General features: G+C 61.8%; 25 protein-coding genes and 1 pseudogene. 8 read left to right on the top strand and 18 right to left on the bottom strand.

The window, feature by feature from the left end:
• Nucleotides 1–3: 3 nt before the first annotated feature.
• From ACFO24_RS00850 to ACFO24_RS00775, 16 genes and pseudogenes are all read right to left on the bottom strand, one after another.
• A complete protein-coding gene (locus tag ACFO24_RS00850) occupies nucleotides 4–1,134 on the bottom strand; it encodes an MHYT domain-containing protein (RefSeq protein ID WP_377736230.1) in 1,131 nt (376 codons plus the stop codon).
• A 357-nt stretch (nucleotides 1,135–1,491) separates the two neighbouring features.
• Nucleotides 1,492–2,400, bottom strand: a complete 909-nt coding sequence (locus tag ACFO24_RS00845; RefSeq protein ID WP_377736227.1) for a carbohydrate kinase family protein — start codon at nucleotides 2,398–2,400, stop codon at nucleotides 1,492–1,494.
• Between the two features lie 30 nt (nucleotides 2,401–2,430).
• A complete protein-coding gene (locus ACFO24_RS00840; RefSeq protein ID WP_377736242.1) occupies nucleotides 2,431–3,192 on the bottom strand; it encodes a DUF3426 domain-containing protein in 762 nt (253 codons plus the stop codon).
• Between the two features lie 378 nt (nucleotides 3,193–3,570).
• A pseudogene (locus ACFO24_RS00835) lies at nucleotides 3,571–3,639 on the bottom strand (MJ0042-type zinc finger domain-containing protein); the annotation flags it as partial.
• A gap of 31 nt (nucleotides 3,640–3,670) precedes the next feature.
• On the bottom strand, nucleotides 3,671–4,564 hold the full coding sequence (gene prmA, locus ACFO24_RS00830) for a 50S ribosomal protein L11 methyltransferase (RefSeq protein WP_377736224.1): 894 nt from the start codon (nucleotides 4,562–4,564) through the stop codon (nucleotides 3,671–3,673).
• A gap of 146 nt (nucleotides 4,565–4,710) precedes the next feature.
• Nucleotides 4,711–6,066 carry an acetyl-CoA carboxylase biotin carboxylase subunit gene (gene accC, locus ACFO24_RS00825; RefSeq protein ID WP_207574630.1) on the bottom strand — a complete coding sequence of 452 codons (1,356 nt, stop codon included), beginning with the start codon at nucleotides 6,064–6,066 and terminating at the stop codon, nucleotides 4,711–4,713.
• Between the two features lie 113 nt (nucleotides 6,067–6,179).
• Nucleotides 6,180–6,626: an acetyl-CoA carboxylase biotin carboxyl carrier protein gene (gene accB, locus ACFO24_RS00820; protein ID WP_207574629.1), complete on the bottom strand. Its 447-nt coding sequence runs from the start codon at nucleotides 6,624–6,626 to the stop codon at nucleotides 6,180–6,182.
• 139 nt (nucleotides 6,627–6,765) lie between these two features.
• Nucleotides 6,766–7,332 (bottom strand): TlpA disulfide reductase family protein, encoded by a 567-nt coding sequence (locus tag ACFO24_RS00815; protein WP_377736221.1) that lies wholly within the window; start codon nucleotides 7,330–7,332, stop codon nucleotides 6,766–6,768.
• Nucleotides 7,329–7,934, bottom strand: coding sequence for a hypothetical protein (locus tag ACFO24_RS00810; RefSeq protein WP_207574627.1), 606 nt, complete (start codon nucleotides 7,932–7,934; stop codon nucleotides 7,329–7,331). Before ACFO24_RS00810 ends, ACFO24_RS00815 begins: the two co-directional genes overlap by 4 nt.
• An 89-nt stretch (nucleotides 7,935–8,023) precedes the next feature.
• Nucleotides 8,024–8,566, bottom strand: a complete 543-nt coding sequence (locus ACFO24_RS00805; protein WP_377736218.1) for a thermonuclease family protein — start codon at nucleotides 8,564–8,566, stop codon at nucleotides 8,024–8,026.
• A gap of 224 nt (nucleotides 8,567–8,790) precedes the next feature.
• Nucleotides 8,791–9,348 (bottom strand): crossover junction endodeoxyribonuclease RuvC, encoded by a 558-nt coding sequence (ruvC, locus tag ACFO24_RS00800; RefSeq protein WP_207574626.1) that lies wholly within the window; start codon nucleotides 9,346–9,348, stop codon nucleotides 8,791–8,793.
• A 131-nt stretch (nucleotides 9,349–9,479) separates the two neighbouring features.
• The gene (mtgA, locus tag ACFO24_RS00795) at nucleotides 9,480–10,208 is read right to left on the bottom strand and encodes a monofunctional biosynthetic peptidoglycan transglycosylase (RefSeq protein ID WP_377736214.1); all 729 of its coding nucleotides are present in this window, start codon (nucleotides 10,206–10,208) and stop codon (nucleotides 9,480–9,482) included.
• A 13-nt stretch (nucleotides 10,209–10,221) separates the two neighbouring features.
• Nucleotides 10,222–11,073: a shikimate dehydrogenase gene (gene aroE / locus ACFO24_RS00790; RefSeq protein ID WP_377736212.1), complete on the bottom strand. Its 852-nt coding sequence runs from the start codon at nucleotides 11,071–11,073 to the stop codon at nucleotides 10,222–10,224.
• A 51-nt stretch (nucleotides 11,074–11,124) separates the two neighbouring features.
• Nucleotides 11,125–11,994: an energy transducer TonB gene (locus ACFO24_RS00785; RefSeq protein ID WP_377736210.1), complete on the bottom strand. Its 870-nt coding sequence runs from the start codon at nucleotides 11,992–11,994 to the stop codon at nucleotides 11,125–11,127.
• Nucleotides 11,991–14,072 (bottom strand): ribonuclease catalytic domain-containing protein, encoded by a 2,082-nt coding sequence (locus ACFO24_RS00780; protein WP_377736240.1) that lies wholly within the window; start codon nucleotides 14,070–14,072, stop codon nucleotides 11,991–11,993. The genes ACFO24_RS00785 and ACFO24_RS00780 overlap by 4 nt, the downstream gene beginning before the upstream one ends.
• A gap of 63 nt (nucleotides 14,073–14,135) precedes the next feature.
• Nucleotides 14,136–14,735 (bottom strand): YqiA/YcfP family alpha/beta fold hydrolase, encoded by a 600-nt coding sequence (locus tag ACFO24_RS00775; protein ID WP_207574622.1) that lies wholly within the window; start codon nucleotides 14,733–14,735, stop codon nucleotides 14,136–14,138.
• 46 nt (nucleotides 14,736–14,781) lie between these two features.
• On the opposite strand from ACFO24_RS00775, the gene rodA reads away from it, so the two are divergent.
• Both rodA and tldD read left to right on the top strand, forming a co-directional pair.
• Nucleotides 14,782–15,954, top strand: coding sequence for a rod shape-determining protein RodA (gene rodA, locus ACFO24_RS00770; RefSeq protein ID WP_377736207.1), 1,173 nt, complete (start codon nucleotides 14,782–14,784; stop codon nucleotides 15,952–15,954).
• A 45-nt stretch (nucleotides 15,955–15,999) separates the two neighbouring features.
• Entirely contained in the window at nucleotides 16,000–17,460 is a 1,461-nt protein-coding gene (tldD, locus tag ACFO24_RS00765) for a metalloprotease TldD (RefSeq protein ID WP_377736204.1), read from the top strand.
• A gap of 200 nt (nucleotides 17,461–17,660) precedes the next feature.
• Here tldD and ACFO24_RS00760 read toward each other — a convergent pair whose 3' ends face one another.
• Nucleotides 17,661–18,464 (bottom strand): AraC family transcriptional regulator, encoded by an 804-nt coding sequence (locus ACFO24_RS00760; RefSeq protein WP_377736201.1) that lies wholly within the window; start codon nucleotides 18,462–18,464, stop codon nucleotides 17,661–17,663.
• Between the two features lie 105 nt (nucleotides 18,465–18,569).
• Here ACFO24_RS00760 and ACFO24_RS00755 point away from each other — a divergent pair, with 105 nt between their 5' ends.
• The 6 genes from ACFO24_RS00755 to rpoH all read left to right on the top strand — a co-directional run bounded on the left by ACFO24_RS00755 (nucleotide 18,570) and on the right by rpoH (nucleotide 23,297).
• A complete protein-coding gene (locus ACFO24_RS00755) occupies nucleotides 18,570–19,766 on the top strand; it encodes a YbfB/YjiJ family MFS transporter (RefSeq protein WP_377736199.1) in 1,197 nt (398 codons plus the stop codon).
• 311 nt (nucleotides 19,767–20,077) lie between these two features.
• Nucleotides 20,078–21,232: a 3-deoxy-7-phosphoheptulonate synthase gene (locus ACFO24_RS00750; protein WP_377736196.1), complete on the top strand. Its 1,155-nt coding sequence runs from the start codon at nucleotides 20,078–20,080 to the stop codon at nucleotides 21,230–21,232.
• A 5-nt stretch (nucleotides 21,233–21,237) separates the two neighbouring features.
• Nucleotides 21,238–21,423 carry a hypothetical protein gene (locus tag ACFO24_RS00745; RefSeq protein ID WP_377736194.1) on the top strand — a complete coding sequence of 62 codons (186 nt, stop codon included), beginning with the start codon at nucleotides 21,238–21,240 and terminating at the stop codon, nucleotides 21,421–21,423.
• A gap of 3 nt (nucleotides 21,424–21,426) precedes the next feature.
• Nucleotides 21,427–21,738 carry a hypothetical protein gene (locus ACFO24_RS00740; protein ID WP_207574615.1) on the top strand — a complete coding sequence of 104 codons (312 nt, stop codon included), beginning with the start codon at nucleotides 21,427–21,429 and terminating at the stop codon, nucleotides 21,736–21,738.
• Nucleotides 21,739–21,919: 181 nt separating this feature from the next.
• A complete protein-coding gene (locus tag ACFO24_RS00735) occupies nucleotides 21,920–22,279 on the top strand; it encodes a DsrE/DsrF/TusD sulfur relay family protein (protein ID WP_377736191.1) in 360 nt (119 codons plus the stop codon).
• 76 nt (nucleotides 22,280–22,355) lie between these two features.
• The gene (gene rpoH, locus ACFO24_RS00730; protein WP_377736189.1) at nucleotides 22,356–23,297 is read left to right on the top strand and encodes an RNA polymerase sigma factor RpoH; all 942 of its coding nucleotides are present in this window, start codon (nucleotides 22,356–22,358) and stop codon (nucleotides 23,295–23,297) included.
• 68 nt (nucleotides 23,298–23,365) lie between these two features.
• Here rpoH and ACFO24_RS00725 read toward each other — a convergent pair whose 3' ends face one another.
• The gene (locus tag ACFO24_RS00725; protein WP_377736186.1) at nucleotides 23,366–23,977 is read right to left on the bottom strand and encodes a recombinase family protein; all 612 of its coding nucleotides are present in this window, start codon (nucleotides 23,975–23,977) and stop codon (nucleotides 23,366–23,368) included.
• Between the last annotated feature and the right edge of the window lie 214 nt (nucleotides 23,978–24,191).

Below are 24,191 nucleotides of genomic sequence, written 5' to 3'. Positions count from 1 at the left end.
CGCTCAAATCCGCGCCGCGATGCCCCGCTGCGCACGCCGTTGGCTACATGCGTGAAATATCCGGGCTAAATCCAGCTCAATCATGGCCACCACGCGATTCAAGGCGCTGACGATGCCCTCAAACTCGGCCCGGCGCAGCTTGGCGGCGGTGATGTCCATCATCACCCCATCCAGATACAACTGGGCATCGGACTGGCTGTAGGCCGCCCGGCCCGTTTCCGACACCCAGCGCACCCCGCCATCGCGGTCCAGGATGCGGTACTCCAGGTGGTAGGGTTGGCGCTGCGCAACGGCTTTTTCAACGGCTGCGCCCACCCATTTTTCATCGTCTGGATGCAGGATTTGGGCAAAAGAAACCTTGCCCTCGATAAATGCTTGGGCTGGCCAGCCGGTCAGGGGCAGCACCGAATCGCTGATGAACACCATGCTCCACAGCGCATCAATGCGGCAACGAAAAGTCGCCCCCGGGGTGTTTTTCGCCAGCGAGCGGTACTGCTCCTCGCTGCGGCGCAACAACTCTTCTACCGCTTCCTGGTGTTTGCGGGCCGCCCGCATTTCATCAAGCAAGTAGCGGTAGCGCAGATTGCCGTTCATGACCAGCACCAGCAGGCTCAGGCCCACCGTGACAATCGCCACCGCAATCGACAACACGGTTTGCACAGAAATGGCCATCGCTTGGCCAGCGGCGTACAGCTGGGCGATCGGCTCGGTAAAGCGCAGCGCGGCAATGCCGGTGTAGTGCATGGCGGCAATCGCACTGCCCATCATCACCCCGGCCAGCACCCCGTTGGCCCAGGAGCCAAGCGGCAAAAACCGCTGCAGCCCAAAGCGCACCCACAGCGCCAAGGCCGCCAGCACCACGGCCACCACCAAAGACAGCACAAAGCCCCCCAGGTCGTAGCGCATGAACGGGGCCAGCTCCGAGGCGGCCATGCCCACATAGTGCATGGTGCCAATGCCCGCGCCCACCAGCACGGCAGCCGCCCACAGCACCGGGGCCGAAAGCACCGGCCGCATGAGTACACGCAGCGCCACCCACGAGGCAAAAATGCTGGGCAGCACCAGCCACGGGTCGTGCTGCGCCCACAGCAAAGGATCGGGGGCCCAGCCTTGCACAAAAAACTGTCCCAGCATCAGCCCTCTCCTTGCTACGTTTTAGAACGCGTTCATGATCTCAAATGAAGGTGTGGGGGATGCGGTTCGGGATGGGCTGCAAGGCGCAAACCACAGCAATAGCTTGGCTATTGCGAGGATTTGCAACGACGCAGACCGCCCGAAGCCGCGCCCGCACACCCATGAGGAGATCGTGAACACGTTCTTAGAACGTGTTCATGATCTCGAATGAAGGTGTGGGGGATGCGGTTCGGGATGGGCTGCAAGGCGCAAACCACAGCAATAGCTTGGCTATTGCGAGGATTTGCAACGACGCAGACCGCCCGAAGCCGCGCCCACACACCCATGAGGAGATCGTGAACACGTTCTTAGGGGTGACTACAGGCCGCAATCCAAAGGAGAAAAGTCCAGTTGGTAGTTTTGCGGCCCTTGGGCGGCCACTTTCAGTGCCCCCATGCGGTTGCCCAAGGCCGCACAGCGGGGCAAATCCCAGCCCTGCAGCAATCCAAACAGCAAGGCACCACGCCACGCATCGCCACATCCGGTGGGATCGACCACGGCCTTGGGGGCCACGGGGGGCACCTGCACGGCTTGGCCCTGCTGCCAGACCTGGCAGCCTTGTGCGCCCAGCGTCACGACCAAGCCTTGCACCTTGTGGGACAGGGCGCTCAAATCCAGCCCCGTGCGCTCGCAGAGCATTTGGGCCTCGTAGTCGTTTACCGCCACCCAGCTGGCCTGCTCGACAAAGGTGAGCAGCTCCTGCCCATTGAACATGGGCAAGCCTTGGCCGGGGTCAAACACAAAGGGGATGCCCGCCGCATGCAATTGGGCCGCGTGCTGGAGCATGGCATCGCGCCCATCCGGGGCGACGATGGCGATTTTTGCCCCCAGGCTGGCATCAATCGTGTTCAAGTGCGCGTGGTTCATGGCCCCGGGGTGAAAGGCGGTGATCTGGTTGTTGTCCCGGTCGGTCATGATCATGGCCTGGGCGGTGTAGCTGTCCGGCACCTCCCGAATGCAATGGGTCGCAATGCCCAAGTTTTGCAAGCGCTGCACATACTCCACACCGTCTTGGCCCACGGTGGCCATGGGCACGGCCTGGCCGCCCAGCAGGTTCAAGCTGTACGCAATATTGCCTGCGCAGCCACCAAAATCGCGGCGCAGCGAGGGCACCAGGAAGGACACATTCAAAATGTGTAGCTGTTGGGGCAGGATTTGATCGGCAAAACGGCCTTCAAAGCCCATGATGGTGTCAAACGCCAGGGAGCCACAAATCAGGGCGGTCATAGCAACAATCTTTCTTCAGTTTTTTCAGTCTTAGGGATAAAACAGCTCCATGCGGTAGCCAGAAATAGGCTGCGGCAAGGCCTGTACCTGCATGGGCAAGGTGCCATTCCACTCGGCCCGAGGGCCCAGTTCAGGCGGCATGCCCAGTTCGGCAGGCAAAAATATTTTGCGCACCAACGGCTGGTCGCTGGCATCGGTCAGCGTCAGCTCCAGCGCCGGGGTGGCGACGATGCTGCTGGCCTGGTTGCGCACACTCAGGCCCAAGCGGTAGCGGCCCGGCGCAGTTTCCTGGTTAAAGGCCGAGCCTGCCACCACTACCATGCCAATGTTTTGCGGGGCGGCAATCGTGCATCCCAGGGCTGCGCACAGGGCGCTGAGCGCCGGACGCAACGCCGGGTTTTGTGCAGCCAGCGGGTTGCGCTGGTACACCACGTACTGCAATGCCAAGGCCAACGGCAACAGCACGCACAACAGCCCCACCAGCGCGCGCAGCCACGGCTGGTTCCAACGGGCGCGGCGCTGGGCTTGGCGCACAAAGCTGGGGGCGGGGGTGAGGTCATCGTCCGCATCCGCGCCCGCATCATCGTCTGCTGCCACGGCGGCGGCCGGCACATCCAGCACCGGCTCGGTACGTGGTGCGGCTGGCGGGAGTGGCGGAACGACTGGCGGCACCGGCAGCGCCCCAGCCAGCGGGTCGCGCGCGTGCGGTTCAAACGCCTCGGTAAGGTCTTGCACTCCATCGGGCACCGGGGCGGGTGCATCCAGCAAGCGCGACTCCAACTCCAGCTCCATGAATGGCTCTGGCCTGGGTGCAGGTTCTGGCTGCAGTGGTGGTTCAGCTTCCAGCTGCGGTTCCGGATCGGGCAGTGGCGCAGGTTTTGGTTCCGGTTCTGGCTCTGGCTCCGGTTCCGGGACAGGTTCTGGTTCAGGGAGAGGTTCTGGTTCCGGCTGTGGCGCCGGTTCCAGTTCCTGCGCAGGCGGCGGGAAAAATTCTGGCCGGGGCAAAGGCGTGCCCTCAGGCGCAGGCGCAGCTTCTGTCGCCGGTGCTGGCGGTGGCGGTGGCGGCACCGCCGGTTGGGGGGCGGCCAACGCCGCCTCCTGCTGCTCTTGCAGGGCGGCGGCGGCATCAAAGACTTCTTGACAGCGGCCACAGCGCACCCAACCGTCGGAAATCCGCAGTTGGTCAGGGACGACCCGAAACCGGGTTGCGCAAGAGGGGCAGCAGGTGATTAAGCTCATGGCCCGCAGATTGTAGAAGCTGGCTGCGGGGCTAGGCCATGCCGCGCTGTGCGGTCATGAGCACCCAGCCATCTTCGCTATCGGCCACTTGCAGGGGCAAATAGGGGGCGTAGGCCGCGATCAACTCTTCGGTCTGGCGCTCCAAAATTCCCGCCAGCACCAAATGGCCGCCCGCCTGCACATGGTTGGCCAGCAGCGGGGCCAGCACTTTGAGCGGCGTGGCCAAAATATTGGCCAACACGGTTTGGTACTGGCCGCTGGCCTGGTCGGGCAAACCGGCCTTGAGCTGCACCTGGTTGGCCTGGGCGTTGAGCTGGCAGGAGGTCACGGCATCGGCATCAATATCGACCGCATCAATGTCTTGCGCCCCAAACTTGGCCGCGCCAATGGCCAAAATGCCCGAGCCACAACCGTAGTCCAGCACCCGGCCCAAGCTGCCCTGGGGCTGGCGGGCAATCCAGCGCAAGCACATGCGGGTGGTGGGGTGGGTGCCCGTGCCAAAGGCCAGGCCAGGATCGAGGCGGATGCTGACCTTGGCGGCCTGCGGCAACTCGTGCCAGGTGGGGACGATCCAGAAATCGGGCGTAATGTCCACCGGCTGAAATTGCGCTTGCGTCAGGCGCACCCAGTCTTGTGGCTCCAGCGGCTGAATCCCCAGCAGCTGGCAGCCCGTGAAAAAGTCTTGCAGCGCCAACAGCTTGGCCGCCTCTTCAGCGCCCGCGCGCTCTTGGAACAGGGCCGTGATGCGGCTGCGGTTCCAGCCGTCTTTGGGCGCGGGCATGCCGGGTTCGCCAAACAGGGCTTGCTCGGCATCGGTGTGGGCATCCATGTCTTCGACCGAAACGCTCAGTGCATCCAGCGCATCGAGCGCATCGCTGATGTCTTCCACCTGTTCTTGTGGGCACATGAGGATGAGTTCAAACATGGGGTGAATCTTTCAAAATAAGAATAGCTATTAGCGCTTGTCAATACTCAATTTCAGGCCACAAAACATCTGAAATGATATTAACAAAGCGGTAATAGCTATATTAATAAGGCGACACACTGGTGCGTGCCGGGCCTGCTGGCGTATCAACGCTTGCGCTGGCTGAGCCAATGCTCCAGGTAGTGAATGTTGGTGCCGCCTTCGGCAAAGCCGGCATCGACCATCAGCTCTTGGTGCAGGGGCACGTTGGTTTTAATCCCTTCGACCACCACTTCAGACAAGGCCGTGCGCATGCGGGCCATGGCCTGCTCGCGGGTGTCGCCATAAACGATGATTTTGCCGATCATCGAGTCGTAATTGGGCGGCACAAAGTAGTTGTTGTACACGTGCGAGTCCACGCGCACGCCGGGGCCGCCGGGCATGTGCCACATGGTGACGCGCCCGGGTGAGGGGATGAACTTGAACGGGTCTTCCGCGTTGATGCGGCACTCAATGGCGTGGCCGCGCATTTGTCCGTTGATCTGGCGCTGGCTGAACGGCAGCTTTTCGCCCGCCGCCACCATGATTTGCGTTTTCACAATGTCCACGCCGGTGATCAATTCGGACACCGGGTGCTCCACCTGCACACGGGTGTTCATTTCGATGAAATAGAACTCGCCGTTTTCGTACAAAAATTCAAAGGTGCCAGCGCCACGGTAGCCAATTTTTTTGCATGCGCTGACGCAGCGTTCACCAATTTTTTCGATCAAACGGCGCGGAATGCCGGGGGCCGGGGCCTCTTCAATCACTTTTTGATGGCGCCGCTGCATGGAGCAATCGCGCTCGCCCAGATAGACGGCGTTCTTGTGCTGGTCGGCCATGATCTGGATTTCGATATGGCGCGGGTTCTGCAAGAACTTTTCCATATACACGGCCGGGTTGCCAAAGGCGACCTGGGCCTCGGCCTTGGTCATTTGCACCGCATTGACCAAAGCGGCCTCGGTATGCACCACCCGCATGCCCCGCCCGCCACCGCCGCCAGCGGCTTTGACAATCACCGGGTAGCCAATGGATTTGGCAATGCGGCGAATGGTGGCCGGGTCATCGGGCAACTCGCCCTCCGAGCCGGGCACGCAGGGCACACCGGCCTTGATCATGGCCTGCTTGGCCGAGACTTTGTCGCCCATGATGCGGATGGATTCGGCCGTGGGGCCAATGAACTGAAAACCGCTTTGCTCAACGCGTTCGGCAAAGTCGGCGTTCTCGGCCAAAAAGCCATAGCCGGGGTGAATGGCTTCGGCATCGGTGACTTCGGCCGCCGAGATCAGCGCCGGCATATTCAAATAGCTCAGCGGCGACGGCGCGGGGCCAATGCACACGGCTTCGTCGGCCAATTTGACGTATTTGGCATCGCGGTCGGCTTCGGAATACACCATCACCGCCTTAATGCCCATTTCGCGGCACGCGCGTTGGATGCGCAAGGCAATCTCACCACGGTTGGCGACTAGGATTTTTTTAAACATGAAAGAAGGCTCCTCGTTGTTTCGCGCCCCTGGCTGCTGCCGGGGCGAGCGCGCTGTACACGATGCTGGCACCGGCCACAGTGATGTCTGTAGCAGCGCCCACGTGGCAAGGCTTACTCAATCACGAACAGCGGTTGGCCGTATTCAACGGCTTGGCCGTTTTCTGCCAGCACGCGGGTGACGGTGCCGGTCTTGTCGGCCTCGATCTCGTTCAAGATCTTCATGGCCTCAATAATGCACAGCACATCGCCTTCTTTGACCTGGGCACCGATTTCAATAAACGGCTTGGCACCCGGGGCCGATGCGCGGTAGAACGTGCCCACCATGGGCGATTTCACTTGGTGGCCGACCACGGCCGCAGGGGGGGCCGGCAATTCAGCCACTGGGGCGGCAGGCGCTGCAGCCGGGGCAGCAGCCACTGGGGCGGCAGCGACAAATTGCTGCACCACACCCGCGCTTTTAACGATGCGGACTTTGCCCTCGGCTTCGGTAATTTCCAGCTCCGAGACGTTCGATTCGGACACCAAGTCAATGAGGGTTTTGAGTTTACGCAGATCCATGAAAGCTCCCACAATCATTCAAACAAGGGCGCGAATGTACCCTAATTTCGGGCTTTTGCGTTCTTTTGGTCTTATTTTTAATCAACGTCGGTGTGGAATTTTTTTATGCCGCGCGTGCCGTTGATTCAACAAACGCTATTTATGGTGCAACTGCAGCCGTCCAGCGCTGCAAAATTTCTTCGGTAAAGGCGCCAATTCTACGCTGCTTCAACTGCCCCGCCCCGTCAAAGAGCAGGGAAAACGGCAGGCCCCCGTTGCTATTGCCCAAGGGCCGCGTCAGCGTCACGCCCCCCGTTTCAGCAATCACCACCGGAAAGCTCAAGGGCTGGCGCTGCAACCAACGGGTGACATTGGCCGCCTTGTCCGCCGCAATGCCCAGCACCCGCAGGCCTTGGCCACCGGCCTGGGCTTGCGTTTGCGCCAGTTGGTCGAGCAAGGGCAGCTCTTTCACGCACGGCGGGCACCAAGTGGCCCAAAAATTCACCAACAGGGGCCGGCCCTGGCCTTGGAACTGCTGCAAGGCCACCATCTCGCCTGAAGGCAAGGGCAGCTGCTGCGCCCAAAAGTGATTCAACCCAGCGTCCAGCTCACCAGCTGCAGGGCGCACGGCTTGCCACACACCGAGGCCCACGGCGCTGGTGAGCGCCACCCCGCCAGCGGCAAGCAGCCATTGGCGGCGGGCGCTTTTGTTGTCTGTGCTTGTCATGCATCCTCCTGCGCGGCCAGCAAGGTTTGCAAGGCGCGTAAATCGCCGCGTGGGCTGCGGCCTTGGCTGTCGGGCTTCAGCGCTCCGCGCAGCTCGTCAAAATCATGAATCAGCAGGTGTACCCCCACCGTTTCGCCCAAGGGGGCGCACCAGCTGTGAATGCTCAAGGCATCAACCAGCGCCCCTTTAAAGCCGGGCACTTGGCTGACCTCAAAGCGCACTTGCCGATCCAGCAGGGCAATTTCAGCGGCTTTGGGGTCATCGCAAAACAATTGCAGATAAATATCGGATAAGCGCGTGGCCGTGCCCCGCCACACCGCGCCGGTCAGGTGGGGGCGAAAATCTTCCAGCCGCTGCATCCACTCCTGCGCCAAGGTGCGCAAGGCGTGCAGCTCCTGCGGCTGGGTATCGGCACAAAACAGCTCCAGGTAAGCGCGCACCGCATCTTCGAGCACGGCGTTATCGGGCAAAGCCGTGCGCGGGGGCAACCCCATTTGTTTGACGGCGCGGCGCTTGGCCGGCCCCCACTCCAAGCCCTCTTCAACAATCAGGCGGGCAGCGGTTTCGGCAATTTCTAGGGCAAGGGGACTGGACACATTCATAGCCGCCAAGCGTAGCAGAGCCAGCCACTGCGGCCCAATGGCAGCGCCGCTGAAGGGGCAAGCGGCAGATCAACGGCCATGCGGGCGCTTCAATGTTTGCGCCGCCACACCCACGGCGGGGTGGGCTTTTTCGTTTGCCACAGGCCTAGGCGGTAGGCGCGGGCTTGTTTTTCGGCATGGGCATAGGTGGCGGCATCCACCGCGCCTTGCTCTTTGGCATAGGCGCGGTACCACCAGGCCAAGCCGCGCGTGATCTGTGCATGGCCGGCATCCAGCGTCAAGGGGCAGTGGGCGGCACGGCAGCCGGGCTCGGCCACCAGTACCTTGCCCAGCCAACGGCCATAGCGGTCTTTGCCTTGCAGTTGCACCCGCACCGGCTGGCCAAAGACCAAATCGGACAAGGCTTTTTTTGACTGCCGCCCAAAGGCTTGGCGCAACTCCGGCGCATCAACGCCTTGCAAGCGGATTTTGTAGCGCTTGTTCTTGGCGCTGAGCACCGTAACAGTGTCGCCATCGGCCACGCCAACCACCTTGCCATGCACGCTGCTGGCGGCCTGCACAGCGCACGCGGCCAGCAGCAGCCAAGCGGCCACGGCCAGGCGCATGCGCCCAACGTTCAACAATTGCTTCAAACTTCTCTAACCTTCTGCTGTAACTGACTTCACTGGCTAACTTGACTGGCTGCGCATGCCCTTAGAACGTGTTCATGATCTCGAATGAAGGTGTGGGGGATGCGGTTCGGGATGGGTTGCGAGGCGCAAACCACAGCAATAGCTTGGCTATTGCGAGGATTTGCAACGACGCAGACCGCCCGAAGCCGCGCCCGCACACCCATGAGGAGATCGTGAACACGTTCTTAGTACACCCGCCCGGCTTTGAGCATGGCGTGCTGGCGCCGCTGCAGGCTGGTTTGGTCGGCCAGCTTGTCCAGCATGGGCGCAGCGTGGGCGTGGGTGATGGCCAGCCCCAGGGCATCGGCCGCATCCGGCCCAGGCAGCCCCGGCAGGCGCAGCATGTGCTGCACCATGGCCTGGATTTGCCCCTTGGCGGCGCGGCCATTGCCGGTGATGGCTTTTTTCATTTGCAAGGCGGTGTACTCGGCCACGGTCAAATCGTGCGCCACCAAGGCGGTCAAAGCCGCACCGCGCGCCTGCCCCAGCAGCAGGGTCGATTGCGGATTGACGTTCACAAACACAATCTCCACCACGGCGGTGCTGGGCTGGTAGCGCTGCACCACTTCGCCCAGGCTTTGAAAAATAATTTTCAGCCGCTGCGGCAAATCCCCCAACGCCACCCCCGGCGTGCGCGTGGTGCGGATGGTGCCGCTGGCCACGTACTGCAGCTGCGCCCCGTGGCAATCAATCACGCCAAAGCCGGTGGTTTGCAAGCCGGGGTCAATGCCAAGAATACGCATAAAAAGGAGCTGCTTTCGCTGATAAATCAACACTATTTTGCTGATTTAAATAGATAAACCAATAAACAAGAGCGCACAGCACTATTACTTTAAACAAAATCCCACACAGGCGCTAAGAACGTGTTCACGATCTAAGGAATCGCCGTGCCCGCCATGCGCCGCGCAATCACTTGGGCGCGTTGGCTTAAATACCCCGACTGCCAATGCTGCTGAAAGTAGCGCGGGCGCGGCAGCATGACGGCCAAACGGGCCGCTTCCAAGCTGGTCAGCCGACTGGCCGGTTTTTTAAAGTAATGCTGCGCCGCCGCCTCGGCCCCAAAAATGCCCTGCCCCCATTCGGCATGGTTCAGGTACAGCTCCAAAATCCGGCGTTTATCCAAGAATTGCTCTAATAAAAAGGCCAATGCCAGCTCTTGCCCTTTGCGCAGCAGACTGCGCTCGCCCGACAACAGCAAGTTTTTGGCCAATTGCTGGGTAATGGTGGAGCCGCCAACAATGCGCACCGGCTTGGCCGTGGATTTTTGCTCGGCCTGGGCCAAGGCTTTTTGGTTGCGCTGCCAGGCGCGCTCGATGGCCTGCCACTGCACGCCGTCATGTTCGGTAAACAGGTCGTCTTCTGCCGTTAAAACCGCTTTTTTCAGTGCGGGGGCGATGTTTTCATAATCCACCCACTGCTGCTGCCAGGGGCTGCGAACCCCGGTGTGCCAGTGTTGCCACAACTGGGTGCGCTCAAACGCGGTCGATTGCGGGGCCCACCAGGCCATCAAGGCAATGCGCAACACAAAAAACAACTGCAGCAACACCGCTGCGGCAATCACCGCCAGCAGCCAGCGCTCCAGCCCGGTGAGAAACGCTTTCACCACCGTCAAAGCATCATGCCTGCTGCGCCAGCAACAGATCGCGCAGCTCATCGAGCACCTGTGCGCTCGGGGGCTGCACGCCGCGCCACAGGGCAAAGGCCGCCGCCGCTTGCTCGACCAGCATGCCCAGGCCATCGCGGGCAATGCCGCCTTGCTGCCAGGCCCAGTCTAAAAAACCTTCGGCGGCCGGGCCGTACATCATGTCGTACACCAAGGCACCGGGGCGCACGCTGCCCTCGGGCACGGGCACTGCGCCGCCGCTCAGGCTGGCAGCGGTGGCATTAATAATGATGGAAAAATCACGGTCCAAGGCTTGCTGCTCTTGCGCCAGCAGCTGCACATTTTGCTGCTGGGCCAGGGCTTGGTGGCGGGCCACCAGCGCCTGCGCCTTGGCCGCGGTGCGGTTGCAGACGGTGATGCTGCGGGGCTGGGCCTGCAGCAGCGGCCCGAGCACACCCGCTGCCGCACCCCCGGCACCGACCAGCAAGAGATCGGCCCCGGCCAGCGCTACCCCGGCGTTGTGGGTGATGTCGGCCACCAGCCCCAGGCCGTCGGTGTTGTCGGCGTGAATCTGCCCGTCGGCGCTGATGAGCAAGGTATTGGCCGCCCCGGCCAGCACCACCCGCTGGCTGCAGGTGTGGGCGCAACGGGCCGCGTCGTGCTTGAAGGGAACGGTGACGTTGGCCCCTTTGCCGCCCTGGGCGATAAAGTCGCGCAAACTGTCGGCAAAACCATCTAACGGAGCCAAACGCGCTTGGTAATCGAGGTTTTGCCCGGTCAGCTGGGCAAAGCGCTGGTGAATCCAGGGCGAACGGCTGTGCCCAATGGGGTTGCCAAATACACAGTAATTGTCAGGTGTTGTCATCGCATGACCGCATGATCAGCACGATCCACAGGATCGGCGTGAGAAAAGTGATTAACGCTCATTGGCTTGTACATTGGCTTGCACATTGGCTTGCAGCACCTGGTCGCGCGTAAAGCTAAAGCGCGCTACGACCACAATTTGGTCGGCCTGGGCCCGCATGGCCGGGGTGAAGCTGCCAAAGGGGCCGGATGCGTAGGCAATGGCTTGGGCACGGCGGTCCAAATCTTGCTGGCCGGAGCTTTGCACGATTTCGGTTTCCAGCACCCGGCCATCGTGGTTGATGGTCAGCACCATGATCAGGTCGCCATACAGCTTGCGCCCGCCAACTTCGGGGAAGTTTTCCGTGCCTTTTTCCTCCACTTTGTGGCGCAATGCGTCGTAGTACACGGCGTAGGCCGCTTCCTTGGTGGCGGGGCTGATGTAGCGCTTTTTCGGGCGGGCGTTTTCTTCGTTGATGCGTTTTTCCAGCTCGGCCAATTGCTTGAGCAATTGCTGGCGCTTTTGCTCTTGTTGTTCACGGGCCTGCTGCTGGGCGGCTTCGCGCGGATCGAATTCGGGCAGGGCGGCCAGGCGCTGGCGCAATTGCGTGAGCAAGGTGGTTTGCCGCTCTTGCAGGGCATCGATCTGGCGTTGGCGCTCTTCAAAATCATCGCCAATGCGGGTCAGGGCCGAGTACGGCATGGGGCTGGTGGCCCGGCCTTGGGCGACATCGCCGCCGCCAGCCAAATTGGCCTGGGCAATGGCTTGGGCGTGCTCTGGGCGTTCTTGGCTTTGGGCATTAACCAAGATGACTTCCAGCGCCGTATCTTGAAACACCCGATTGAACTGCTGCGGGGCCACGATACGCACACTCAGCGGCACGGCGTGAACAGCCAGTGAGATGAGCAGCGCCAGCGCAAGTGGAGAGTTAAGCTTTTTCACGGCGTGGGATTATCGGGGCTGTCGGCCTCATTCACATCAACGGCAATGGCGATGGGACCGGCAGTGACTTCGGCACCATCGCCATCGTCCTCTGCGTCCAGCGGTGCATCGTCACTCGGGTCCTGCGGATCGTCCAAGCGGGCAACGACGGTGCCGTGAATGTCCAGACTGATCAAATCCACCTGCCCCAGCTTGACGCGCACCCGCGCCCCGCGCCCCATGCCCTGGGCACCGAGCACGTTCACCACCAGCGGCAAGCTATCGGCCCGCACCAGGGCACCGCCGGCAGCATCGTCGCGGATCAATGCGCCGTCGATCTCGGTGATGCCGTTTTGCTCCAAATACTTGAGCGTCCAAAAGCGCTCCATGCCCGCTTGGTAACTGTTGTACGCGCCGTAGGTGGCCTCAAAGTTGCTGATGATGGAGAACAAATCGGCATCTTTGGGCTTGAACGGTGCCGCCAGCGCTGCCGTGGCCCCGTGGCGGGCGCAGGCAATCACCTGCCATTGATTGACCAAATCCACATAGCGGCGCAGCGGCGAGGTGGCCCAGGTGTAGCACTTGACCCCCATGCCCGCGTGCGGCTGGGCTTTGGTGGACATGCGCACCTTCACCCCTGGGGCCATGCTGGCTTGGCTGCGGTAGATGCCGGGCACGCCAAAGTCGGCCAGCATTTGGCCCCAGCTGCTGTTGGCGACGATGGCGGCCTCGGCCACGATCAAATCCAGCGGGGAGCCGCGCTTGCGGGTGCTAATGTGCACGGTCTCGCTGCCATCGGGCTCGTTTTTGCCGTTGCCTTGCAGGCGAAAGCTGTAATCCGGGCGGCTGAAGTTTTCCGGCTTGCCGCGCACCACTTCGCGCTGGTGCTTCAGGTGCTGCGCCAGTTTGTGCAAGAACGATAGCTCGTTCCACACGTCTTTTAAGGATTGCGGGATGTTTTCTACCTGAACTTGGCTTATATCCTGCGCAAGGTGCTCTTCTGTGACGATGTGGTCGAGCTGGTCGTGGCGGAAGTTGTGCGCCACGGGCACGCGCTCTAGGCGGGTGGTTTTCTCCAGCACGTCCAGGCTCGCCTCATCGTAGGTGACGTACAGCGACACTGCCGGGTTGGCGCGGCCGGCATCCAGGGTGTAGGCCTGCACCACCTCATCGGGCAGCATGGTGATTTTGTAGCCCGGCATGTACACGGTGGACAGGCGCTGGCGACCCAGTTTGTCCAGATCCGAGCCGGGCGCAATCGCCAGCCCCGGTGCCGCAATGTGAATGCCCAGCGTGACCTGGCCACTGCCCAGCCCGGTGACGGACAGGGCATCGTCAATCTCGGTGGTTTGCGAGTCGTCAATCGAATACGCCTGCACGCTGGCCAGCGGCAAATCCTCGGGCGGCTGGGGCACTGGCAGGGCAGGAAAACCGGTGCCCTTGGGGAAGTTGTCCAGCAAAAAGCGCTGCCAGTGAAACTGGTAGGCCGAGGCAATCGCCCCGGCTTGCTGCAGCAGCTGCAGCGGCGCGGTTTGCGCCTGGCGGCTGGCCTCGACCACGGCTTTGTATTCCGGGGCGTTTTTGTCCGGCCGGAACAAAATTTTGTAGAGCTGCTCGCGAATGGGCTGCGGGCACTGGCCGCTGACCAGCTCGGCCGCCCAGGCATCCATCTGCGCTTGCAGCTGCTTTTTCTTCTCGATCGCGGCCAGCGCTTGCTGCAGGATTTCTGCCGGCGCTTTCTTAAACCGCCCTTTGCCCGCGCGGCGAAAGTAATGCGGCGCACCAAACAGCGCCACCAGCATGCCGGCCTGCTCGATCAGGCTGGCGTTGGCCGAGAAGTAGTCTTTGGCAATTTCGGCAAAGCCAAACTCGGCCTCGGGGGCAAATTCCCAGGCCAAGTCCAGCTCCACCTCGGCCGCTTGCGCCTGGGCCTGGGTCAGCAGCTCAGACGGGCTGGGCTTGTCAAACTTCAGAAGGATGTTGGCGGCTTTGACCTTGACCCGTTTGCCCGAGTCCAACTCGATTTGGGAGGAGGCATCGGCCTCGGAAAGGATGCGGCCGGCGAAAAATTTTCCGGCATCTTCAAACAATGCGTACATGGGGGCGGATTGTCCCATGGGGGTCGGGTGCTGCCGCCATTTTTTTCTTGTCGTTTTGCAAGCTCAGGGCAGTTCCAAAAAACTTAACACCTCGGGCACCAAGGTGGCAAAGTCACTGATGGCATGGTCCCCGCCCTGCACGATGCGCTGCTGCGCCTGGGGGTAGCGCTGCACCATCTCGCGCCAATCGAGCACCTCATCGCCGGTGCAAAAAATGCCCAGCTCCGCCCCCCCTGGGGGTAGCGCTCGCACCGACAAAGCGCGCAACTCGTCAATGTATTCGGCGCGGAAAAAAATCGCCTCTTCCTGTGCATTTGCAGGCTGGTGCCACAGCGGTTGGTGGCTGTCGATGTACTGCGCCAAAGTTTCATCCGGGGCCACCGCCGGGTTGAGCAGCACACTTTTGCAGCCCTTGCGCTGCGCCACGTAGCTGGCGTAGTACCCGCCCAGCGAAGAGCCCACCACCGCCATGCTGCGGCTGGGCCAATCGGCCACCCCGGCCAGCACCTGCGCCATGGCCTGCGCTGGCGAGGCGGGCAACTGAGGGCACCACCACTGCACCTGCGGATGGCGCTGGGCGATGATGTTGGCCAAATAGCGGGCTTTAAACGACTGGGGGGAAGAGCGAAAACCGTGCAGGTACAGCAAATGGGTGGTGGGCATACTCAATGATCGTAAATAGGTTCTCAGCACCGGATAATCGGCGCTTATGTCTACTGAATTTGACAAACCGTCGCTACTGCAACGCATTGTGCCCATGTTCTTGGGCTTCGATTGGGTGTTGCTGCTGCTCATCGCCCTGCTCTCTGGCCTGGGCCTGCTGGCGATGTATTCCGCGGGTTACGACCACGGCACGCGCTTTATCGACCATGGGCGCAACATGCTGCTGGCGGCGGCCATTTTGTTCGTCGTGGCGCAAGTGCCACCGCAAAAAATCATGTTTGCCGCCGTGCCGCTGTATGGCTTGGGCATCGCGCTGTTGATTGCGGTGCTGGTGTTTGGCATCACCAAAAAGGGGGCACAGCGCTGGGTGAATGTGGGCGTGGTGATTCAACCCTCTGAGCTGCTGAAAATTGCCATGCCGCTGATGCTGGCCTGGTGGTTCCAGCGCCGCGAAGGCGCGACCCGCGTGAGCGATTTTGTCGTCGCTTTTGGCCTGCTGGCCCTGCCGACGGCGCTGATTTTGAAGCAGCCTGACCTGGGCACCGCGCTGCTGGTGCTGGCCTCGGGGCTGGCGGTGATCTTTTTTGCCGGCCTGTCCTGGAAGCTGGTGCTGCCCCCCGTCCTGCTGGCGGCCGTTGGCATCGTGCTGCTGATTTGGAATGGCGATGCCCTGTGCATGGATGGCATCAGTTGGTACTTTCTGCACGACTACCAGCGCACCCGCGTCTGCACCCTGCTCGACCCCATGCGCGACCCGCTGGGCAAGGGCTTTCACATCATCCAGGGGATGATCGCCATCGGCTCGGGCGGCATCTGGGGCAAAGGCTTTATGGCAGGGACGCAAACCCACTTGGAATTTATTCCCGAGCGCACCACGGACTTCATCTTTGCCGCCTTCTCCGAAGAATTTGGCCTGGTCGGCAACCTCGTGCTCATCACCGGCTTTGTGCTGCTGGTGTGGCGGGCGCTGGCCATTGCGCTGCAGGCCACCACCCTGTTTGGCCGCCTGATGGCTGCCGCCGTCGCGGTGATTTTCTTTACCTACGCTTTTGTGAACATGGGCATGGTCAGCGGCATCCTGCCCGTGGTGGGCGTGCCCCTGCCCTTCCTGAGCTACGGTGGCACGGCCATGGTCACGCTGGGGCTGGCGCTGGGCATTTTGATGTCCATTGCCCGCGCCCAGCGTCTGGCGCGGCGCACGGCACAGCGCAGCGTCTAACCCAAGGGCGTGGTGCCAAGCACGTTCTCTCTACAATCGCACCCCATGATTGCACGCGAACCCACTATTGAGCGCCTGGCCACGGCCCGGCAACTGCTGCTCGAACCCTTTGGTCTGGACGAAAGCCATCTGGCGCAAGCGCTGGCCGCCATCCGCGCCCACCAAGTGGACGATGCCGACCTGTACTTCCAATACACCCGCGCTGAAGGCTGGAGCCTGGAAGAGGGCATCGTCAAAACCGGCTCTTTTTCCATCGACCAGGGCGTGGGCGTGCGCGCCGTCAGCGGCGAAAAAACCGCTTTTGCCTATTCGGACGACATCTCCCTGCCCAGCCTGCTGGATGCCGCACACACCGTGCGGGCCATCGCCAGCGCGGGCAAAAGCGCCAAAGTGCGCATCCCAAAAACCACGATTGCCCCCAGCCGCAGCCTGTACCCGGCACTCGACCCCATCGCCACCCTGGGCAGCACCGACAAGGTGGCGCTGCTGGGCAAGGTCGAAGCCCTGGCCCGCGCCCAGGACCCGCGCATCGTGCAGGTGATGGCGGGATTGGCCAGCGAATACGACGTGGTACTGGTCGCCCGCGCCGACGGCACCCTGGCCGCCGACGTGCGCCCGCTGGTGCGCCTGTCGGTCACCGTGATTGCCGAGCAGGGCGGACGGCGCGAAGTGGGCTCATCGGGCGGCGGCGGACGCTTTGGCCTGGCCTACTTTGACGATGCCCTGATTGCCGACTACGTGGGCGAGGCCGTGCGCCAGGCCCTGACCAACCTGGATGCCCGCCCGGCCCCGGCCGGCGAAATGACCGTGGTGCTGGGCGCTGGCTGGCCCGGCGTACTGCTGCACGAGGCCGTGGGCCACGGGCTGGAAGGCGACTTCAACCGCAAAGGCTCCAGCGCCTTCAGCGGCCGCATCGGCCAGCGCGTCGCCGCCAAAGGCGTGACCATCTTGGACGACGGCACCCTGCCCGACCGGCGCGGCTCGCTCAACATCGACGACGAAGGCCACGCCACCCAGGCCAATGTGCTGATTGAAGACGGCATCCTGAAAAGCTATATGCAAGACAGCCTGAACGCCCGCCTGATGGGGGTGCAACCCACCGGCAATGGCCGGCGCGAAAGCTACGCCAGCCTGCCGCTGCCGCGCATGACCAACACCTACATGCTGGGCGGCGACAAAGACCCGCGCGAGATCGTCGCCAGCATCAAAAAAGGGCTGTATGCCACCAACTTTGGCGGCGGGCAGGTGGACATCACCAGTGGCAAGTTCGTCTTCTCGGCCAGCCAGGCCTTCTGGGTGGAAAACGGCAAGATTCAATACCCGGTCAAAGGGGCCACCCTGGTGGGCAATGGCCCCGAATGCATGAAAAAGGTCAGCCTGATTGGCAACGACATGCGCCTGGACAGCGGCGTGGGCACCTGCGGCAAGGAAGGCCAGAGCGTACCCGTGGGCGTGGGCCAGCCCACCATGCGCATCGACGGGCTGACGGTGGGCGGCACGGCCTGATATTTTGATAGCTATTAGCGCTTGAACCGCAAGGGTTTCAGCCCATTTTGTTTAAAAAAAGGGGACGCTGCACAGCGTCCCTTTCTGCTTCTGCAGATGGCAGTGCGCAGTATCACGGCGTGCCTGCTGCGCCCTCCTTGGCCTTGGCGCGTTCAGCGATGCCCAGGAAATAGGAAATCGCTCATGGCGGCGGGAAGCTCCTATCCTGCAGCCCGTCGGCTGCGCCATTGGGACGGCGTGCAGCCGGTGGCCTGATGAAACATATAGCTAAAGGCCGAGGTGCCGGCATAGCCCAGGTCGATGGCGATGCTGGTCACGCTGCGCGGTGTGCTCAGCCATTCCAGCGCCAGCAGCAGGCGCAGCTGCTGGCGCCACTGCCGCAAGGAGGTGCCCGTTTCCTGCGCAAAGTGCCGGGCCAGGGTGCGGGCGGACATGCCCAGCACCTGCCCCCAAGCGTGCAGGCTGCGCGGGTCGGCGGGGTGGGCGTATAGCGCCTCGCACATCTGGCGCAGGCGTGGGCTGTGCGGCCAGGGCAGGTGGCGCTGCAGCTGCGGCAGGCGCTGCAACTGGGCGCGCAGCATGGCGTACAGCGTGTGCAGGTAGGCAGCGTCTTCCTGCCGCCCTGCGGCTTGTTCTAGCTCCACGATCAGCGCCCGCATCAGGGGGCTGACGGCGTACGAGGTGCAAAGGGCTGGCAGGCCCAGATCGGGCGCATCGTCCACATACAGATTGCGAAATGCCGCGCCATGCAAGGCGTGCGTAGCGTGGCGCGTACCGGTAGGAATCCAGATGGCCTGCTCCGGCGTGATGACGTACCGGGCGTGCGCCACCGTCACCAGCAGCGTGCCCGCCGTGGCATAGACAAACTGGTTCCAGCGGTGCGTATGCTCGGCAAACCCCTGGCCCGGCCCCAGGTTTTCCGAGCGCAGCACCACCGGCTGCGGCAGCACCTGCAAGGCAGGCACGGGCAGCAAGGCAGCCGTGCGGGTGGGTGAGGAAGGCATGGGGCGGATGTTTGGCATGTCGTCGATAGCACTTGTCATAGTATCGAAAAACCGCCGTCGATCGCATGGCTAGCATGGCGGCCTGAACCACCGGATGCCCGCGCCATGACCCCTTTCCCCCTTTCCCCCCACGATGCCGCCACCCGCTGGCGCGTGCTGTGCGCCGGTGTCTGCGCCCTGGTGCTGACGCTGGGGCTGGCCCGCTTTGCCTACACGCCGCTGCTGCCCATCATGCGGGCGCAGGCCGACCTGTCCCTGCTGGCCGGTGGCTGGCTGGCAGCCATCAACTACGCGGGGTACATGAGCGGGGTGCTGCTGGCCACGGCCGTCAGCGATGTGGAGCGCAAGTTCCGGCTCTACCGCATCGGCCTGCTGCTGGCCGTGGTCTGCACCGCAGGCATGGGGCTGACGACCCACGTGGCGCTGTGGGCGGCACTGCGCTTTGTGGCCGGGCTGTCCAGCGCGGCTGGGATGCTGCTGGGGTCGGCCCTGGTGCTGAACTGGCTAGTGGCGCACCGCCAGCGGCCAGAGCTGGGCATCCACTTTTCCGGGCTGGGGCTGGGCATTGCGGTGTCTGGCCTGGCCGTGGTGGGCATGGTGGGCTGGCTGCCGTGGGACGGGCAATGGCTGGCGCTGGGCCTGCTGGGCGTGGTGTTTTTCATTCCCGCCTGGCGCTGGATGCCCCGGCCCGCCACCTTGCCCACCACCGCCAGCACGGCAGCAGCCAGCGCCCCGCCGCCCTCCGGGCGCTGGATGAAACTGCAAACCCTGGCGTACTTCTGCGCCGGTTTCGGCTTTGCCATCGGCGCAACATTCACCGTCGCCATCGTGGAAAAACTGCCGCTGCTCGCCGGCCGGGGCAGCTGGGCCTGGGTCGTCGTCGGGCTGGCGGCCACACCGTCCACCTTTGTCTGGGACCGCATCGCGCAGGAAATCAGCGTGGCCCGCGCCCTGATGCTGGCCTATGCCCTGCAAGCGCTGTCCGCGCTGCTGCCGCTGCTGTCGGACGGTGTGGCGCTCAACCTCATTAGCGCTGCGCTGTTTGGCGGCACCTTTGTCGGCATCGTCAGCCTGACGCTGGCGCTGGTGGGCCGCCACTTTCCCGCCAATCCGTCCAAGGCCATGGCCCGCATCACCCTGGGCTACGGCGTGGCACAGATTGCCGCGCCTGCCATGGGCGGGATGATTGCCCGCGCCACCGGCAGCTATGCCGACGCGCTGGCGGTGACGACGGTCATCTTGGCCGCCGGTGTTGTGCTGCTGCAACTCCTGATCCGGGAAGAACGCAGAACAAAAGCATGAATATGCAGGATTTTTGCAATAACTATCAAAGAAAAAGAAAATTTGGTGATTTTTTGAATTTTTCCAGAATTTGACGCAATTTTTTTTCGCAAACTTTCCGCACCCATGTTGCACTGCGGCAAACGAAGTGCTACATTGCGGCGCTATGCCGATGTCCAGCGCTTTCTATTTTTACTTTTGGTTCTCTATCCCTGGCGGATGAGAGGCAAGCGCTCGCACACCCACGAACAACCCTCCCAAACAACCGCCGCAGCTGAAAAGCCCGGCGGTTTTTTGTTTTTCACGATCCCTTTTTTCACACAGAGGCACACATGACCGCTCAATACTCCCCGCCCGGTGACGCTTGGTACCGCAGCGCAGCCCCCAAAACTGGCCAGACTGACGACGAACGTATCAAGGACATTACTGTGTTGCCCCCTCCCGAGCACCTCATCCGCTTCTTCCCCATTCAAAGCACCCCTGTCGAAACCCTGGTCAGCGGCACACGGCAAAGCATCCAGCGCATCATGCGCAACCAAGATGACCGCCTGCTGGTCATCGTCGGCCCCTGCTCCATCCACAACCCCGAGGCCGCACTGGACTACGCCCGCCGCCTGGCCGACGTGCGCGAGCAGTACAAAGACACGCTGGAAATCGTCATGCGGGTGTATTTTGAAAAGCCCCGCACCACCGTCGGCTGGAAAGGCCTGATCAACGACCCCTACCTGGACGGCAGCTACCGCATCGACGAAGGGCTGCGCATCGCCCGCCAGCTGCTCATCGACATCAACCGCCTGGGCGTGCCCGCAGCCAGCGAATTTCTGGACGTGATCTCGCCCCAATACATCGGGGACCTGATCAGCTGGGGCGCGATTGGTGCCCGCACGACGGAGAGCCAAGTCCACCGCGAACTGGCCTCGGGCATTTCGGCACCGATTGGCTTCAAAAACGGCACCGACGGCAACATCCGCATCGCCACCGATGCCATCCAGTCGGCCAGCCGGGGGCACCACTTCCTATCGGTGCACAAAAACGGCCAAGTGGCCATCGTCCACACCGCTGGCAACCAAGACTGCCACGTCATCCTGCGCGGTGGCAAAACGCCCAACTACGATGCCGCCCACGTGGCCGCCGCCTGCGCCGATTTGGAAAAAGCCGGCCTGCCCGCCACCTTGATGGTCGATTGCAGCCACGCCAACAGCCACAAACAGCACGAGCGCCAAAAAGACGTGGCGGCCGACATCGCCCAGCAAATCGAAAGCGGCTCGCGCCAAGTGTTTGGCGTGATGCTGGAGAGCCACCTGGTGGCCGGAGCGCAAAAGTTCAACGCCGGGCAAGACGATGTCCGCCAGCTGGTCTACGGCCAAAGCATCACCGATGCCTGCCTGGGCTGGAGCGATACCGTTGCGGTGCTGGAGCAACTGTCCCAGGCCGTACAAACTCGCCGTGAGCACGCGCACGCGCCTGAGGCCGCACTGCTGGATTAAAAACAATGGCAGCCACCGCTGGTAAATACTGTCTTTTTGATGACTTTCAGCCGAAAGTATTTGCCATTACTGCGGTGGCAGCTCTGATTAATTTGTTGTTTTTAACTATTTATAGTGACAATCCCGAACGTGTCTGCAATCGGCTTGGGGTAAGCTGCTCTTTTTTCACCAACCATCTGCCGCGAGGATGATTTATGAGCAGTGAACTCATCGTACGTTTCAATCCGCAACAAGAATGGCGCATCGACCTCTCGCGCCTGGAGCCCATGGGCATGGAAGAGGCCCGCCGCTGGCTGGATGACCAATTTACCGCAATGGAATGCGAACCCCTGCGCGCCAGCGGCAAAGTGCTCCTGGCCGACAAAGTGCTGCTGGTCGCCCAAGCCGCCGGCCCCCGCCGCCTGGACGATGCCGACTGGCGCACCGCCTACGCCCGCGCAACCCACGCCATTTTGGTCAAACCCATGATCACCATCGACGTCGCCGCCATGGCGGTAACCTACTAAGCCACTAAGCCACTAAGCGGCCCCTGCACACCGGCACCCCAGACCGCGCACCCAACAATAGTCAAAAAATGCGCTCTGCCCAGCGGCTCGCCTCTTGGCGCTGCCGGCTGTGCGCACAAGGCCCGCACACGCGCTTTCACTGCACGGCTTGCCGTGCTTTTGGGCTAGAAAAGAGAACGCCATGCCGCAAAAAATCGCCATCGTCCTGCACGCCGCCCCTTATGGCAGCGAGCGCTGCCTGTCCGCCCTGCGCATCGCCAACATGCTGGCCGCGCACGATGCGCAGCCTGAAGTCACCGTCTTTTTAATGTCCGATGCCACCGTGCTGGCCCTGCCTGGCCAAAACGACGGCCAAGGCGGCCAAGGCCTGCAAAGCCACCTGCAAATGCTGATTGAGGCCGGTGCCACCGTGCGCGTCTGCCGCACCTGTGCCCAAAACCGTGGCCTGCTTGAGCTACCCTTGCTGCCCGGCACCGCCATCGGCAACCTCACCGAGCTGACCGACTGGATCATGGCCGCCGACAAAGTGCTGACGTTCTGAACCCCAGGAACTTTGGCTTTAGCACTCGCATCTATCGAGTGCTAATATATGGTGCTGGATGAAAGGACGAATTGCGATGAACCACACCCCTGCTTGCACTGCAACGGCCTTGGCGCCCACCAATCCCTGGGCGCTGCTGCCCTCTTTGGGCAACCTGGATGCCTACATCAGTGCAGCCAACCGCATGCCCATGCTCACCCTAGAGGAAGAGCAGGAGTACGCCCGCAAACTCAAAGACCACAACGACCTGGATGCCGCCGGGCGGCTGATCTTGTCGCACCTGCGCCTGGTCATCTCGCTGTCGCGCCAATACCTGGGGTATGGCCTGCCACAGGGCGATTTGATCCAAGAAGGCAACGTCGGCCTGATGAAAGCCGTCAAGCGCTTTGACCCCGACCAAGGCGTGCGCTTGGTCAGCTACGCCATGCACTGGATCAAGGCCGAAATCCACGAATACATCATCAAAAACTGGCGCATGGTCAAAGTGGCCACCACCAAAGCGCAGCGCAAGCTGTTCTTTAACCTGCGCTCAATGAAGCAGGGCATGCAAACCGATGCCGCGATGGACAGCGATGCCGCCCTGCGTGACACACTAACGCCCGAGCAAATCGACACCATGGCCAGCAAACTGGGGGTCAAACCCGAGGAGGTGATGGAAATGGAAGCGCGCTTGGCTGGCGGCGATGTGCTGCTGGACCCTGCGCCCAGCGACGATGGCGAGGCCGCCTTTGGCCCCATCACCTACCTGAGCGACCACCGCGATGAGCCCACCGCCATGCTCGAATCGCGCCAGCGCGATGTGCTGGCCAGTGATGGCATCGCCCACGCGCTGGACGGGCTGGATGAGCGCAGCCGCCGCATCGTTGAGCAGCGCTGGCTGCAAGTCAATGACGACGGCAGCGGCGGCATGACGCTGCACGAACTGGCCGCCGAATACGGGGTCAGCGCCGAGCGCATCCGCCAGATCGAAGTGGCGGCCATGAAAAAAATGAAAAAAGCACTGGTGGCGTTTGCTTAAAAATAATACTTTATTACGAAGTCAAAATAGATAGCAATTTGACCTAAAAACCCCCAAAGACCCAGCAATTAGCTGGGTTTTTTGTTGGCGTAATACAACTGCCGAATCTCGCCATCCTTGTTGAAGTTGCGACCAGTAGCGAAAGAATGCAAGCGCCGGACAGTGCCTTCACAAACGCCATAAGCCTCCCCAATATCAGAATTTGGGATGCCGCAGCCCACGAGCTGGATAACCTCGTTTTGCTCTTCAACGGGTAATTTGAGAGGACGACCAATGCGCTTGCCGCGCTTGAATGCTTCGAGCTGGCCAGCCATGCAGCGCTCTCTTATCAGTGAGCGTTCAAACTCGGCAACAACCCCCAAAATTTGCAAAACCATGCGGCCCATGGGAGTGCCAACATCAATAGGTTCTGTCAAGCTCTTCAGCGTTGCGCCAACATCCTGGACATGTTCTGCAATTCTGATCAAGTCGCGAAGACTACGGGCGAGCCTGTCGAGCTTGTAAACAACGAGCTCATCGCCAGGGCCAAGGCGCTTGAGCAAAGCTTCGAGTTCCGGACGCTTTTTCACTGCAGATCGTTTTTCTCGGACAACTTCAGCACAATTGGCTAAAGCTAAAGCGCTATCTTGTAAAGCGGTGTCCTGGTCAATAGTAGAAACGCGAGCGTATCCGTAACGCATAAATGCTCCTTTTAGTATGTGACGAAATAACAGCTTGCGCGGCGTTCTTTTCCGGCTCTCCCTAGTCGGTCGAGAAACATCCTGCCAACAAGAAGAGCCTTTGCCCACCCTTGAGCTGAAGCGATGCAAAAAGACCGCGCCCCTAGCATGGTGCCGACGCGCTGGAAACCGAAGGGGCGATAAGACGGGCAATTTGCGCGAGAAAAGCGCGACA

Origin of the sequence: Comamonas denitrificans, assembly GCF_042654745.1 — a bacterium.
GTDB lineage: Bacteria > Pseudomonadota > Gammaproteobacteria > Burkholderiales > Burkholderiaceae_C > Comamonas > Comamonas denitrificans.
Note: the sequence above shows the minus strand (reverse complement) of the source record. Positions and strands in the feature narration are given on the sequence as shown.

Excerpts from the sequence above, each read along its gene's own strand:
- ACFO24_RS00850 (WP_377736230.1), bottom strand. The coding sequence starts at position 1,134 with ATGCTGGGACAGTTTTTTGTGCAAGGCTGGGCCCCCGATCCTTTGCTG.
- ACFO24_RS00845 (WP_377736227.1), bottom strand. The coding sequence starts at position 2,400 with ATGACCGCCCTGATTTGTGGCTCCCTGGCGTTTGACACCATCATGGGC.
- ACFO24_RS00840 (WP_377736242.1), bottom strand. The coding sequence starts at position 3,192 with ATGGAGCTGGAGTTGGAGTCGCGCTTGCTGGATGCACCCGCCCCGGTG.
- prmA (WP_377736224.1), bottom strand. The coding sequence starts at position 4,564 with ATGTTTGAACTCATCCTCATGTGCCCACAAGAACAGGTGGAAGACATC.
- accC (WP_207574630.1), bottom strand. The coding sequence starts at position 6,066 with ATGTTTAAAAAAATCCTAGTCGCCAACCGTGGTGAGATTGCCTTGCGC.
- accB (WP_207574629.1), bottom strand. The coding sequence starts at position 6,626 with ATGGATCTGCGTAAACTCAAAACCCTCATTGACTTGGTGTCCGAATCG.
- ACFO24_RS00815 (WP_377736221.1), bottom strand. The coding sequence starts at position 7,332 with ATGACAAGCACAGACAACAAAAGCGCCCGCCGCCAATGGCTGCTTGCC.
- ACFO24_RS00810 (WP_207574627.1), bottom strand. The coding sequence starts at position 7,934 with ATGAATGTGTCCAGTCCCCTTGCCCTAGAAATTGCCGAAACCGCTGCC.
- ruvC (WP_207574626.1), bottom strand. The coding sequence starts at position 9,348 with ATGCGTATTCTTGGCATTGACCCCGGCTTGCAAACCACCGGCTTTGGC.
- aroE (WP_377736212.1), bottom strand. The coding sequence starts at position 11,073 with ATGACAACACCTGACAATTACTGTGTATTTGGCAACCCCATTGGGCAC.
- ACFO24_RS00780 (WP_377736240.1), bottom strand. The coding sequence starts at position 14,072 with ATGTACGCATTGTTTGAAGATGCCGGAAAATTTTTCGCCGGCCGCATC.
- ACFO24_RS00775 (WP_207574622.1), bottom strand. The coding sequence starts at position 14,735 with ATGCCCACCACCCATTTGCTGTACCTGCACGGTTTTCGCTCTTCCCCC.
- rodA (WP_377736207.1), top strand. The coding sequence starts at position 14,782 with ATGTCTACTGAATTTGACAAACCGTCGCTACTGCAACGCATTGTGCCC.
- tldD (WP_377736204.1), top strand. The coding sequence starts at position 16,000 with ATGATTGCACGCGAACCCACTATTGAGCGCCTGGCCACGGCCCGGCAA.
- ACFO24_RS00760 (WP_377736201.1), bottom strand. The coding sequence starts at position 18,464 with ATGCCTTCCTCACCCACCCGCACGGCTGCCTTGCTGCCCGTGCCTGCC.
- ACFO24_RS00755 (WP_377736199.1), top strand. The coding sequence starts at position 18,570 with ATGACCCCTTTCCCCCTTTCCCCCCACGATGCCGCCACCCGCTGGCGC.
- ACFO24_RS00750 (WP_377736196.1), top strand. The coding sequence starts at position 20,078 with ATGACCGCTCAATACTCCCCGCCCGGTGACGCTTGGTACCGCAGCGCA.
- ACFO24_RS00745 (WP_377736194.1), top strand. The coding sequence starts at position 21,238 with ATGGCAGCCACCGCTGGTAAATACTGTCTTTTTGATGACTTTCAGCCG.
- ACFO24_RS00740 (WP_207574615.1), top strand. The coding sequence starts at position 21,427 with ATGAGCAGTGAACTCATCGTACGTTTCAATCCGCAACAAGAATGGCGC.
- ACFO24_RS00735 (WP_377736191.1), top strand. The coding sequence starts at position 21,920 with ATGCCGCAAAAAATCGCCATCGTCCTGCACGCCGCCCCTTATGGCAGC.
- rpoH (WP_377736189.1), top strand. The coding sequence starts at position 22,356 with ATGAACCACACCCCTGCTTGCACTGCAACGGCCTTGGCGCCCACCAAT.
- ACFO24_RS00725 (WP_377736186.1), bottom strand. The coding sequence starts at position 23,977 with ATGCGTTACGGATACGCTCGCGTTTCTACTATTGACCAGGACACCGCT.